Raw genomic sequence first — 12,362 nt, forward strand, 5'->3', positions numbered from 1 at the left:
ACTGTCAAAGTTGACAGTTCTTTAGGCTAAATTGGAGGGTTATCTATGCCAAAAGCTTCTCTGCACGGTGTAACGATATGCCGTCGAATCAATCGTGATCCCAATGCAGGCTTGCACCGCGGTATTTAACCACCGCTATTGCGGCACACCCCCGCCGCGCTGTACCTGAGCGTATTGAACTGCCCTTGCGAATCCTCCCAAGTAATGGCTATCGGCACCACCGCGCACGCTGACTGTGGCTTCACCACGCTGACGATTTTCACCACGTCCAGCTTCATCCCGTATTCGTAGCCTTCACCACTGGCGCTACCTTGCCCTGGTTGGCGGCATATTACTCCATGGCTTGGCTTTGGCTTTGGCGCTGAAGGCGCGCTCCAACGTGCGGTCACCGCTGCCTTCGGCCATGGGCTTTTCCCGATAACGGTGGTCCTGCAACAGACTCTGCTGCTGCCGATCCTGAGCACAATCACTGATCTTGTCCAAATTCCGTAGGAAAAGTCTCTTCATTCAATCTGCTAAATACCCGAATAATTCTGATCGACAAAACTGGCCTACTATTCTGGATGAAATTTCCCACACCGCTTGAAGAAAAATCGATGGCGGCATTCTATCGAGCCGTTAAAGAACGCCTTTAATCAGGATATAAAACCGTCAACCGCAGATTAATGTGTACGTTTTTCCAATCCTGAAACTCCATAAACTGACACTTTCGGTAATTTTTGACCCACCACTTTTAAACTCATACAGTGGCTCCGTGCTTGATCGAGCACAAACATTCAAACAACAAGGAGTCACTACCATGGGTTACCTCGTAGGTTTCAACACCAATAAAGTTGTCGAGCTGGAAGAACATGAAGTTCCCACCGCGGAACACATTGAAGAACTGCAACTGACTGAAGTTGAACAGGCCGAAGTCGAAGCTGTTTGATTCCGGCACCTGTGGGAGCCTTCGGGCTCCCACAGGCATCATTGATAACGTTGCTTTCATCGGAGCGAACCATGAACAGTTTCCCGAGCGCCGAACGAGAACTCAGCCTTGAGCAGGCGCATCAACGTATTCACGCTGAGCTGGACAACCTGAACCTGCAGCCCGGACAACGGGTTTTGGGTCGAAAGCTTGTTGCGGTGCAGGTGTCTCTGCTGTCCGCCGACCAGCAAACTCCGGGTCACGGCGCTGGCAAAGGTGAGCTGGTCGAGGCGCAGGTAGGCGCGCTCTACGAAGCGCTGGAACATTACCTGAGTGCATATATCGGCACTCAAGACATTCAACACCTGTCGCCCGCTTATTTTTGCGCATCGCATTTATTCAAAGATGATTCTGTCCTTGCGCCGCTGATTGAACAGAACAATGCCCTGACCGCTTGCCGAACTTACACCAATATCTGTGATAACAGCACCTTTCTGTATCCGGTCATTTTATCTTCGCCCAACTATTCAGAAGCGACCTTCGCCCAGGACAGTGCCGACTACAAGGCACTGAAGCGTTACGCCTCGAACAGTGGCACTGCCATCGGCGCCAGTTATAACGAAGCACTGCTGCACGCCATCAACGAAAGTATCGAGCGCGATGCCTTGTCACTGTTTCTGCTTGAACACTTTTATTACCAGAACACCACCGCCCTGCGCCGGGTCGATCGATTGCCGGCGCACGACGAACTGGGTCAGCTATGGCTGAACGCCGAGGCAGAAACCGGCGCGGAGGTCGTACTGCTCGACATCAGCAGCGAATTTCTCCCGCGCACCTTTCTGGCGTTCGCCCTGCGTCCGGGTGAACAGCCACAGGTGTTTGGCAGCGGGTGCTCGATCAGCCCGCGCCACGCGGCCAGACGCGCACTGACCGAACTGGTGCAACTGCAACACATCGCCGCCACAGCGCAAGCCCGGCATTACCGCAGTAATGCGCAGCGACTCCTCGCCCCGTTCCCCCGACTGCTGCGTTGCTTGCGCTTCGATCTGTGCACGCTGCTTGCCCTTCGCGAACAGCAGCGTGTGACACTTCCCGAGGCGTGTCCGGAGCAGCCCCTGGCCCGGCAAATCGAACGACTGGCAACCGATCTGCAACGACACGGGCGCACCTTGGGCGTAACCCTGCTGCATCAGACCGCTCTGGGCACGACACTGGTCAACGTGGTCATTCCCGGGCTGGAACGTTTTTTTGTCGTGCTCAGCGGCAACGTCGTGGTCCCGCAGGCGCGGGGTCGCCTGCTGCAACAACGCCCGGAGGTGATGGCATGAGTCCGGCGTTGCGTCGAGAACATCAGCTTGCGCGAACGTTTGTCACGCGCACCACAGCCCCCGGGGAACTGGATCGTTTCATCGAGCCCAGAGGTCCGGGACTGCACCATCTGTTTATATTGCGCCTGAACGACGGCGACTGGGTCGGCCGCAAAATCCTCCAGCATCGCGAACCGGATGGCTGGCACCTCAGCAGTGCGCTGAAACCGTGGATGCTGCTCGGGCCGCTGCTTCAATGGCATTGGGGCGATCAGGGCCTGCTGGTGGACTTTCGCGCGGTGTCTGCGCAGCAACAGCAAGCCGCCTTTCAACGCGCACAGGCAAGCACGGACAGCGAGCTGTATTTCCCTTTTCCGGCCATGGATGAACAGGGTCGGGAGTTTGTCTGCCCAGCCGAATACTGGCAGTGTGACGCGGCGTTCGCCGACCAGTTGAATGCTGACGAGCAGCACTTGCGTGAATATTGCGCGGACCTGATCAAGACGTTCTCGCAGCCAGGCATGGTCATTCACGACCCGGCCTGTTCAACCGGTGAGTTCATCGCCACTCTGGCGCAGGCGCTGCCGGATTGCGTGTGCCTGGGGTCAGATCGTTCGGCATCGATGATCGAACATGCACGGCACCGGCATCGCGCCTCCACCGTGCGCTTCAGTCTGGCGGATGCTCGCGACACGGCAGCAGACGCAACGCCGTGCGATGTGTTGATTCTGCGTTTTCTGAACGCCGAAGTGATGACCCGCGAAGAGGCAGCACAGCTATTGCGCGACATGGCAGCCCGGGTCAGACCGCAAGGAACCATTCTGCTGTTCGGCCACACGCCGGTGCTGCCGGCTGTACCGTTCGAGGCGCAAGCGTTGAAGCTGCAGCTGCTGTCCAGCACGGCGGCCCGCACTGACCATAACGAACTGTTTCAGTTCTACCGACTGCGCAGGCTGGAGCCATGCTGAGCAACGGCTACTTCCCGACCAGCGACGGTCATCAGCTTTATTGGCAACGGCATGGTACGGCCGGCGGTGAACCGGTGTTGTTCCTGCATGGCGGCCCCGGTGGGCGCATCAGCCGGCATCATCTGGATTTTTTCGATGAGGGTCATTTCGAGATCATTCTGTTCGACCAGCGCGGTTGTGGTCGGTCTATTCCCCGGGGCGATCGAGCCAGCAACAGCACCTGGCAATGCGTCGAGGACATCGACGCCTTGCGCCAGTATTTCGGTTTCGAGCGCGTCAGCGTGCTGGGAGTTTCCTGGGGCAGCTGGCTGGCGATCCAGTACCAGCACCGATACCCGCAGCGGTTGCTGAACACCACACTGGTTTCACTGTTCGTGCCTTTCGCCGCCAATCACGCCGATTACGATGCGCGCCTGAGCAAAGCACTGATTGCTCAGGACAATGGCAGCCCTGGCGCGAACGCGCAGGATCTCTACCAGACACTCAACCACGGCGACCGCGAGCAATGCCGCCGGGCGGCGAAACAATGGTTGCTCGCCTGCCTGCACCTGAACGGCCAATCGATGCGCGCGGAGCACCTGGAAAAATTTGTCGATGACGATGCCATCGACGCGATCCATCTGGAACTGCACTACCACTGGCATCGCTATTTCTTCAGCGCCGCCGATGAACAACTGACGCTCGATGCCAACACCCTGTTGATCCAGGGCATTCGCGATGACTGGGGGATGGCCAGCGTACGCTGGTTACGCCAGCGTACCGATGTGGATTGTCGATTGCTGCAGGCCGGGCATAACGCCTTTGAACCGGGTGTACTGAAATGCGTGCGGGGCGCTTTGCTGCGGGACCGGAAGACTGAAGACACATGAACCTGCGCGCTGCAACGGCGCTGAAGACGGCAAAGAAAACGGCACCCAAAGGTGCCGTTCACATTCAGCGCTGCATGATCACTTGCGCGCATCCGCCCACGACTTCAGCAGTTCGTTGTAGCTCACGGTCTCGCCCTTCGGCTTCTCGTTGGCCAGTTTCGGTTTCGGTGCGCCCGGCTGATCAAACCAGTATTGCGCGTCACGTTCCGGGTTCATCTTCGGTGCGCACACCGCCTGGGCCTTGGAGCGTTCGAGGCGGGTCATGATCGCGTCCTGATCCTTGGCCAGGCCGTCCAGCGCCTGTTGCGGAGTCTTCTCGCCGCTGGCCGCTTCGGCGATGTGGCTCCACCACAGTTGCGCCAGACGCGGATAGTCCGGCACGTTGGTCCCGGTCGGGGTCCATTGCACGCGGGCCGGGCTGCGGTAGAACTCCACCAGACCACCGAGTTTAGGCGCCAGATCGGTCATCGCCTGCGAGTTGATGTCCGACTCGCGAATCGGCGTCAGGCCGACGATGGTTTTCTTCAGCGACACGGTTTTCGAGGTGACGAACTGAGCGTACAGCCACGCCGCGAGTTTCTGTTTCTCAGGCGTGGATTTCATGAACGTCCACGAACCCACGTCCTGATAACCGAGCTTCATGCCCTCCTCCCAATACGGCCCGCGCGGCGACGGCGCCATGCGCCATTTCGGCGTGCCGTCGGCGTTGACCACCGGCAGGCCCGGTTTGGTCATGTCGGCGGTGAACGCGGTGTACCAGAAGATCTGCTGGGCGATGTTGCCCTGCGACGGCACCGGGCCGGACTCGGAGAAGGTCATGCCGGCCGCTTCCGGTGGCGCGTACTTTTTCAGCCAGTCGACGTATTTGGTGGTGGCGAACACCGCGGCCGGGCCATTGGTGTCGCCGCCACGGGTCACGCTGGAGCCGACCGGGTGGCAGTCCTCGACGCGAATCCCCCACTCGTCCACCGGCAAGCCATTGGGCAGACCCTTGTCGCCGCCGCCGGCCATGGAGAACCAGGCATCGGTGAATCGCCAGCCCAGCGACGGGTCTTTCTTGCCGTAGTCCATGTGCCCGTAGACGCGCTTGCCGTCGATTTCCTTGACGTCTTCGCTGAAGAATTGCGCGATGTCTTCATAAGCCGACCAGTTCACCGGCACGCCCAATTCATAACCGTACTTCTCCTTGAACCTGGCTTTCAGGTCTGGCCGCTCGAACCAGTCGGCGCGGAACCAGTACAGATTGGCGAACTGCTGGTCGGGCAGTTGATAGAGCTTGCCGTCCGGTGCGGTGGTGAACGAGGTGCCGATAAAGTCCTTGAGATCGAGGGTCGGCGAGGTGAAGTTCTTGCCTTCGTTGGCCATCAGGTCGGTAAGGGATTCGGTCTTGCCGTAACGAAAGTGCGTACCGATCAAGTCCGAGTCGTTGACCCAGCCGTCGTAGATGTTCTTGTCCGACTGCATCACCGTTTGCATCTTCTCGACCACGTCGCCTTCCTGCAGCAGGTCATGGGTAAGCTTGATCCCGGTGATTTCGGTGAAGGCCTTGGCCAGCACCTTCGACTCGTATTCGTGGGTGGTCAGGGTCTCGGAAACCACTTTGATTTCCATGCCGCGAAACGGCTCGGCGGCCTTGATGAACCACTTCAATTCTTCGAGCTGCTGATCCGCCGTCAGGGTCGACGGCTTGAATTCGCTGCCGATCCACTTTTTCGCCGCGTCCTCGTAGGCATCGGCCCAGGCAGATGCGCTCAAACCGCTGAGTGCCAGCAAGGCTGCCAATGAAATGCTATGTCGCAGCTTATTGTTTTTGTCGAACATAGAGACCTCCAGTTTGAGTTACGGAGCACGATTGCCGAGCGACCCGGCTAGCCCCAGCGCATCACAACCAACAGCCACACCAGAGACAGCGCGGACGCTACCCAGATGCTCCATTCGGTGGCGCCGATTACCAGCAGATGCAGGTAGGCGCTGCCGAGAAGACCGATAAACAAGCGATCACCACGGGTGGTGGCAATCGGCAGAAATCCGCGCCGCAGAATGCTCGGCGAGCGCAATTCCCAAGTGGTCATGCCCACCAGCACCAGGCCGATGGCGATAAAGAACCCCGCTGTGGGGGTGGTCCAGCTCATCCATTCCATCATGCGTTCCTCAGACCCGACCGAGGGCAAAGCCCTTGGCCACGTGGTTGCGAACAAACCAGATCACCAGCATGCCCGGGAGGATAGTCAACACCCCCGCCGCCGCCAGCACGCCCCAGTCGATCCCCGAGGCGGATACGGTACGGGTCATCACGGCGGCAATCGGCTTGGCGTTGACCGAGGTCAGCGTGCGCGCCAGCAGCAGTTCGACCCAGGAAAACATGAAGCAGAAAAACGCCGTGACACCGATCCCGGAACCGATCAGCGGGAGGAAAATCTTCACGAAAAATTTGGGGAAACTGTAACCGTCGATGTAGGCGGTTTCGTCGATTTCCTTGGGCACACCGGACATGAAGCCTTCAAGAATCCACACCGCCAGCGGCACGTTGAACAGGCAGTGCGCCAGCGCCACGGCGATGTGTGTGTCGAACAGCCCGATCGATGAATACAACTGGAAGAACGGCAGCAGAAACACCGCCGGCGGCGCCATGCGGTTGGTCAACAGCCAGAAGAACAGATGCTTGTCGCCGAGAAAGCGATAGCGCGAAAACGCGTAGGCCGCCGGCAACGCCACCGTCAGCGATATCACTGTGTTCAACGTGACGTAATACAGCGAGTTGAGATAGCCGGTGTACCAGCTCGGGTCGGTGAAGATCACCTTGTAGTTCGCCAGCGTGAAGTGCTGCGGGAACAGGGTCAGACCGCCGAGGATTTCCGTGTTGCTCTTGAACGACATGTTCAGCAGCCAGTAGATCGGCACCAGCAGAAAGAGGATGTAGAGCAGCAGCACGATCAGCTTTTTCTTGTTCATGGCCGGGCCTCAGCGGTTGGCATCGTTGTGGGTCATGGCCGTGTAGAACAGCCACGACACCAGCAGGATGATCAGGAAGTACACCAGCGAAAACGCCGCTGCCGGCCCCAGGTCGAACTGGCCGACCGCCATTTGCGTCAGGGTCTGACTGAGGAACGTCGTCGAGTTGCCCGGCCCGCCACCGGTGAGCACGAACGGCTCGGTGTAGATCATGAAGCTGTCCATGAAGCGCAACATCACCGCGATCAGCAGCACGCTTTTCAGCTTCGGCAACTGGATATGGCGGAAAACCGCCCAGTTCGACGCCCGGTCGATGCGCGCCGCCTGGTAGTACACGTCGGGAATCGCACGCAGCCCGGAAAAACACAGCAACGCCACCAGCGAGGTCCAGTGCCAGACGTCCATCACCAGCACCGTGACCCAGGCGTCCATGGTGTTGGCCGCGTAGTTGTAGCTGATGCCCAGCGCATTCAGGCTCGAACCGAGCAGGCCGATGTCGGCGCGGCCGAAGATCTGCCAGATGGTGCCGACCACGTTCCACGGGATCAGCAACGGAATCGCCAGGATGATCAGCACCACCGACGACCAGCGGCCCTTGGTCGGCATGGTCAGGGCGATGGCGATGCCCAGCGGGATTTCGATCAGCAGCACGCAGGCCGAATAGATGAACTGGCGCAGCAACGAATCATGCAGGCGCGGATCGAGCAGCACCTGCTTGTACCAGTCGGCACCGACGAAGTAGCGGCTGGACTGGTCGAAAATGTCCTGCACCGAGTAGTTGACCACGGTCATCATCGGGATCACCGCGCTGAACGCCACCAGCAGAAACACCGGCAACACCAGCCACCAGGCCTTGTTGTTCTGCACCTTGTTCATGGCTGCACCTCGCTCGGCTCGCTGTCTTCCAGAAGGAACTCGTCGGCATAGACCATCAGCCACTGCGCCGGAAAACTGATGTACGCCGTGCCCTGCGGCACCGGCTTGTCTTCGCTCAGGCGCACCTTGAGCGGCGCGCCGTCGAGATCGAGGGTGAGGATCTTGTAGGTGCCGAGGTCTTCCACGTGTGCGACCCTGGCCTGCATCGCGTCATCAAACGGCTCATCCCACACATGAATGAACTCGGGGCGGATGCCGACCTTCAGATTTTTCCACTGACCGTGTTCGATACGGCGCTGCAAGGCGTCGGACAGTGGCAGATGCGTCGAGGCGAAACCAACGCCGCCTGGCTGCGGCTGCACCTCGATCAGGTTCATGCCGGGGCTGCCGATGAAGTAGCCGACAAAAGTGTGGCTCGGCCGTTCGAACAATTCCCGTGGCGTGCCGAACTGCACGATCTGCCCGCCGTACATCACCGCGATCTTGTCGGCGAAGGTCGAGGCTTCCAGTTGGTCGTGGGTGACGTAGACCATGGTGATGTTGAACTGCTCGTGGATCTGCTTGAGCTTGCGCCGCAGCTTCCACTTCAGGTGCGGGTCGATCACCGTCAGCGGCTCATCGAACAGGATCGCCGAGACGTCGTCGCGCACCAGGCCACGGCCCATGGAAACTTTCTGTTTTTCGTCGGCGGTGAGGTTGCGCGCCTTCTTGCTCAGCAGGTTCTGCAGGTCGAGGACTTCAGCAATTTCCTGCACCTTGCTGTGCACTTTCGCCTCAGCCATGCCCTGATTTCTCAGGGGGAAGGCGAGGTTGTCGAACACCGTCATGGTGTCGTAGACCACCGGGAACTGGAACACCTGGGCGATGTTGCGTTTCTCCGGGGTCAGCTCGTTGACCGCTTTGCCATCGAACAGCACATGCCCCTGCGAGGGGCTGAGCAGGCCGGAAATGATGTTGAGCAAGGTCGATTTGCCGCAACCCGACGGGCCGAGCAAGGCAAAGGCGCCGCCCTGCTCCCAGATGTGATCCATTTCGCGGATCGCGTAATCCTCCGGCCCGCCCGGCTGCTTGCTGTAGCTGTGGGCGAGGTGCTGCAAACGGATTTCGGCCATCAGGCAACCCTCGCGACACGCCGGCCCGGTGCCTGCACCAGACGGCCCTGCGCATCGAACACGAACAGTTTATGGGTCGGGATGTAGATGCGGATCGGCGCATCGACGTCGTACTCATGTACCCCGGGCAGGTGCAGCACCAACAGGAAATGCTCGTTGCGCACATGCAGAAAGGTTTCCGAGCCGCTGATCTCCGCCACTTCGACGGTGACCGCCAGTTCCAGATCGTCATCGTTGCTCGGCACCAGCGAGATATGGCTGGGGCGCACGCCGAAGCGGTATTCGCCCTCACCCACCGGGCGCAGGTCGACGTTCAACGGAAAGTGCACGAAATTGGCGAAGCTGACCTCGTTGCCGGCGATGCGTCCTGGCATCAGGTTGATCGGCGGTTCGGAGAACAACTCCGCCGCCAGCACGCTTTGCGGCTGATGGTAGACCGCCGTTGACGGGCCACTCTGGATCACCCGGCCCTCGTGCAGAATAGTCGTGGTGCCGCCCAGCGCCAGCGCTTCGTTGGGTTCGGTGGTGGCGTAAATCGCGATGGTGTGGCGCAGCTTGAACAGTTCGCGCATTTCCTGACGCAGCTCTTCGCGCAGCTTGTAGTCGAGGTTGACCAGCGGCTCGTCGAACAGGATCAGCTCGGCATCCTTGACCAGCGCCCGGGCCATCGCCGTGCGCTGCTGCTGACCGCCGGACAGTTCCAGCGGATAGCGCTGCAGAAACTTCTCGATGCGCAGCATCTTCGCGGTTTCCAGCACCTTGCTCTGGATAATTTCTTTCGAGACCCCGGCCTGACGCAACGGCGAGGCGATGTTCTCGAACACGGTCATGGTCGGGTAATTGATGAACTGCTGATAGACCATCGACACGTTGCGCAGGCGCACCGGGCGCTGGGTGACGTCGACGCCGTTCATCAGGATGCGCCCGCTGTCAGGTTTGTCCAGACCGGCCATCAGGCGCATCAGACTGGTCTTGCCGGACAGCGTGCGCCCGAGCAAAACGTTGAAGGATCCGGGTTCGAAAGTCAGGCAGGCATCGTCGATCCAGATCTGGCCCTCGACGGTACGGCTGACGTGCTCCAGGGTGAGTGACATGGCTCGGCCTTTTTATTATTGGAGTCAAGCGACCTGTGCAGTAGAGCGACATTCGTGCCAAAAATGGCAAGTGCTTGATTTGTGATGAAAAGTGCCGAAAACGCAGGGAACGGGCGTTCATTGCTGAACACTTTTGAACAGTCTGGCGATTGACAATGAACAATAGTGAACAACACTCTATGAACGCTTTTTGCCCCGATCTTGATAGCGAGTGGTTCCACTGTGGGAGCGGGCTTGCTCGCGAATGCAGTGGATCATTCAGCCGATTCGTTGATTGACACACCGCATTCGCGAGCAAGCCCGCTCCCACAGTTGATCTGCGTTGTGGTCAAGATTCGGGTTCATAACAATAATAAAAACGCTGCAGCAGAGGCCCATCGCCATGCCCGCACCCGCCCCGCCGCTGTCCCATGACGCAATCGTCCAGACTTCCTGGCAACGTTGCCGCGCCTTCGGTCTTGACCACCAGAGCACCCCGGCTTTCGATCAATTACCGGCCGCCGGCATCGCGCAGTTGCTCGACCGTCATCACTCGCTGGTGCAGACCACCCATCAGGAAGTGCTGCCGTATTACGAGAACATCCTGAGCAATTCCAATTGCCTGATCATGCTCGCCGACCATCAGGGCCAGGTGCTGACGTCGTGGGGCACTCAGCGTTTTATCGAGCCCAATCTGGCCCGCGGCTTTCGTGCCGGTGCGAGCTGGATCGAGCGTTCGAGCGGTACCAATGCGATTGGCACCGCGCTGGCTTGCGAGCAGGCGGTGCACATCGAACACGATGAACATTTTCTCAAGGCCAACCGCTTCATGACCGGGTCGGCGGCGCCGATTTTCGATGCCGAGCGCAAAGTCATCGCGGTGCTCGACGTGTCCAGCGACAGCTACCTGCCGCCCTCGCACACCCTGGGCATGGTCAAGATGATGAGCCAGACCGTGGAGAACCGGCTGATCCTCAACCTGTTCCACGGCCAACACTTTCAACTGACCTTCAACACCGGATTGAACAACCTCGACAGTCAGTGGGCCGGGCTGCTGATATTCGATGAGAGCGGGCAAGTACTGTCGGCCAACCGCCGCGCGGACAATCTGCTGGGCGTGCGCCTGTCGCGGGTCAGCGTTGAAAGTCTGTTCAATGTGTCGCTGCTGGAACTGATCAACCAGCCCGACGGCTTGCCGTTCGCCCTGCAGACCTCGGGGCGCAACCGCTTCCAGTGCTTGTTGAAGCGACCGCAACAGGCGCCGATTCAGGCGCGGGTATTCGCCGAGTCCAAACCCGCCGCTGCGCCGAGCAAAGCGCCGGGGACGATCAGTCTCAACACCCTGCACTTCGGCGACAGTCGTGTGGAAAAAGCCGTACGCCAGGCCGAACGCCTGCTGGAAAAAGACATCCCGCTGCTGATCCACGGCGAAACCGGGGTCGGCAAAGAGGTGTTCGTCAAAGCCTTGCATCAGGCCAGTTCGCGGAGCAAACAGGCGTTCATTGCCGTCAACTGCGCGGCGATCCCCGCCGAACTGGTGGAATCGGAACTGTTCGGCTACGAGAAAGGCGCATTCACCGGCGCCAATCAGAAAGGCAGCATCGGCCTGATCCGCAAGGCCGACAAAGGCACCCTCTTCCTCGACGAAATCGGCGACATGCCGCTGCCGACCCAAGCGCGGTTGCTGAGGGTGCTGCAGGAGCGCTGCGTGCAACCGGTAGGCAGCAGCGAACTGTTCCCGGTGGATTTGCGGATTATTTCGGCGACCAACCGCTCCTTGCGCGAACAGGTGCAACTGGGGCGGTTTCGCGAGGATTTGTATTACCGCATTGGCGGGCTGACCCTTGAGCTGCCGCCATTGCGCGAGCGCAGCGATAAACAGGCGCTGTTCAAACGGCTATGGGAGCAGCACCGCGAACCGACCCAATGGGCCGGACTGAGCCGCGAGGTGCTGGAGCTGTTCGAGCGCCATCCGTGGCCGGGGAATTTGCGTCAGGTCAGCAGCGTGATGCAGGTGGCGCTGGCGATGGCCGAGGAACAGCCGGTGCGGCCGGAGCACTTGCCGGATGATTTTTTTGTTGATCTGGAGATGGAGCCGGTGGAGAGCGCGGTGCCGCTGGGGGTTGATCTGAATGATGGTGAAGCGCTGAACCGAGAGCTGAAGGCTTCCGGGGGCAATATTTCTCATTTGGCGCGGCGGTTGGGGGTTAGTCGCAATACGCTTTATAAAAGATTGAGGCAGGCTGAGTGATGTAGTGGTTGGGCGGGCCTCATCGCTGGCAAGCCAGCTCCCACAAG

General features: G+C 59.5%; 11 protein-coding genes and 1 pseudogene. 5 read left to right on the plus strand and 7 right to left on the minus strand.

The genetic code is table 11. From position 1 onward, the window contains the following. Positions 1-125 precede the first annotated feature (125 nt). Positions 126-405 (minus strand): annotated as a pseudogene (locus tag ACXR0M_RS09150) (DUF2790 domain-containing protein). 394 nt (positions 406-799) lie between these two features. Between ACXR0M_RS09150 and ACXR0M_RS09155 the strand changes: the two are divergent. The 4 genes from ACXR0M_RS09155 (at position 800) to ACXR0M_RS09170 (ending at position 4,051) form a co-directional block, all read left to right on the plus strand. Beyond that, positions 800-928 (plus strand): hypothetical protein, encoded by a 129-nt coding sequence (locus tag ACXR0M_RS09155; RefSeq protein WP_458831589.1) that lies wholly within the window; start codon positions 800-802, stop codon positions 926-928. A gap of 71 nt (positions 929-999) precedes the next feature. Further along, positions 1,000-2,235, plus strand: coding sequence for a YcaO-like family protein (locus ACXR0M_RS09160; RefSeq protein WP_458831590.1), 1,236 nt, complete (start codon positions 1,000-1,002; stop codon positions 2,233-2,235). Then, a complete protein-coding gene (locus ACXR0M_RS09165; RefSeq protein ID WP_458831591.1) occupies positions 2,232-3,182 on the plus strand; it encodes a class I SAM-dependent methyltransferase in 951 nt (316 codons plus the stop codon). Before ACXR0M_RS09160 ends, ACXR0M_RS09165 begins: the two co-directional genes overlap by 4 nt. Then, positions 3,176-4,051, plus strand: a complete 876-nt coding sequence (locus ACXR0M_RS09170) for an alpha/beta fold hydrolase (RefSeq protein ID WP_458831592.1) — start codon at positions 3,176-3,178, stop codon at positions 4,049-4,051. The genes ACXR0M_RS09165 and ACXR0M_RS09170 overlap by 7 nt, the downstream gene beginning before the upstream one ends. A 78-nt stretch (positions 4,052-4,129) precedes the next feature. Here ACXR0M_RS09170 and ACXR0M_RS09175 read toward each other — a convergent pair whose 3' ends face one another. Genes ACXR0M_RS09175 through ACXR0M_RS09200 form a run of 6 tightly spaced genes read right to left on the minus strand, consistent with a single transcriptional unit; the run spans position 4,130 to position 10,085 of the window. Beyond that, entirely contained in the window at positions 4,130-5,872 is a 1,743-nt protein-coding gene (locus ACXR0M_RS09175) for an ABC transporter substrate-binding protein (protein ID WP_458831593.1), read from the minus strand. 47 nt (positions 5,873-5,919) lie between these two features. Further along, positions 5,920-6,192, minus strand: a complete 273-nt coding sequence (locus tag ACXR0M_RS09180) for a DUF2160 domain-containing protein (protein WP_458831594.1) — start codon at positions 6,190-6,192, stop codon at positions 5,920-5,922. Between the two features lie 10 nt (positions 6,193-6,202). Next, complete coding sequence (locus ACXR0M_RS09185; protein WP_458831595.1) at positions 6,203-7,003, minus strand: carbohydrate ABC transporter permease; 801 nt, start codon at positions 7,001-7,003, stop codon at positions 6,203-6,205. Between the two features lie 9 nt (positions 7,004-7,012). Next, the gene (locus tag ACXR0M_RS09190; RefSeq protein ID WP_458831596.1) at positions 7,013-7,879 is read right to left on the minus strand and encodes a carbohydrate ABC transporter permease; all 867 of its coding nucleotides are present in this window, start codon (positions 7,877-7,879) and stop codon (positions 7,013-7,015) included. Beyond that, positions 7,876-8,991 carry an ABC transporter ATP-binding protein gene (locus ACXR0M_RS09195; protein WP_458831597.1) on the minus strand — a complete coding sequence of 372 codons (1,116 nt, stop codon included), beginning with the start codon at positions 8,989-8,991 and terminating at the stop codon, positions 7,876-7,878. Before ACXR0M_RS09195 ends, ACXR0M_RS09190 begins: the two co-directional genes overlap by 4 nt. Further along, positions 8,991-10,085 carry an ABC transporter ATP-binding protein gene (locus ACXR0M_RS09200; RefSeq protein WP_458831598.1) on the minus strand — a complete coding sequence of 365 codons (1,095 nt, stop codon included), beginning with the start codon at positions 10,083-10,085 and terminating at the stop codon, positions 8,991-8,993. The genes ACXR0M_RS09195 and ACXR0M_RS09200 overlap by 1 nt, the downstream gene beginning before the upstream one ends. A gap of 382 nt (positions 10,086-10,467) precedes the next feature. On the opposite strand from ACXR0M_RS09200, the gene ACXR0M_RS09205 reads away from it, so the two are divergent. Then, positions 10,468-12,315, plus strand: a complete 1,848-nt coding sequence (locus ACXR0M_RS09205; protein ID WP_458831599.1) for a sigma-54-dependent Fis family transcriptional regulator — start codon at positions 10,468-10,470, stop codon at positions 12,313-12,315. Positions 12,316-12,362: the final 47 nt, after the last annotated feature.

The sequence above is a fragment of the Pseudomonas sp. Eth.TT006 genome (assembly GCF_054456575.1).

Excerpts from the sequence above, each read along its gene's own strand:
- ACXR0M_RS09155 (WP_458831589.1), top strand. The coding sequence starts at position 800 with ATGGGTTACCTCGTAGGTTTCAACACCAATAAAGTTGTCGAGCTGGAA.
- ACXR0M_RS09160 (WP_458831590.1), top strand. The coding sequence starts at position 1,000 with ATGAACAGTTTCCCGAGCGCCGAACGAGAACTCAGCCTTGAGCAGGCG.
- ACXR0M_RS09165 (WP_458831591.1), top strand. The coding sequence starts at position 2,232 with ATGAGTCCGGCGTTGCGTCGAGAACATCAGCTTGCGCGAACGTTTGTC.
- ACXR0M_RS09170 (WP_458831592.1), top strand. The coding sequence starts at position 3,176 with ATGCTGAGCAACGGCTACTTCCCGACCAGCGACGGTCATCAGCTTTAT.
- ACXR0M_RS09175 (WP_458831593.1), bottom strand. The coding sequence starts at position 5,872 with ATGTTCGACAAAAACAATAAGCTGCGACATAGCATTTCATTGGCAGCC.
- ACXR0M_RS09180 (WP_458831594.1), bottom strand. The coding sequence starts at position 6,192 with ATGGAATGGATGAGCTGGACCACCCCCACAGCGGGGTTCTTTATCGCC.
- ACXR0M_RS09185 (WP_458831595.1), bottom strand. The coding sequence starts at position 7,003 with ATGAACAAGAAAAAGCTGATCGTGCTGCTGCTCTACATCCTCTTTCTG.
- ACXR0M_RS09190 (WP_458831596.1), bottom strand. The coding sequence starts at position 7,879 with ATGAACAAGGTGCAGAACAACAAGGCCTGGTGGCTGGTGTTGCCGGTG.
- ACXR0M_RS09195 (WP_458831597.1), bottom strand. The coding sequence starts at position 8,991 with ATGGCCGAAATCCGTTTGCAGCACCTCGCCCACAGCTACAGCAAGCAG.
- ACXR0M_RS09200 (WP_458831598.1), bottom strand. The coding sequence starts at position 10,085 with ATGTCACTCACCCTGGAGCACGTCAGCCGTACCGTCGAGGGCCAGATC.
- ACXR0M_RS09205 (WP_458831599.1), top strand. The coding sequence starts at position 10,468 with ATGCCCGCACCCGCCCCGCCGCTGTCCCATGACGCAATCGTCCAGACT.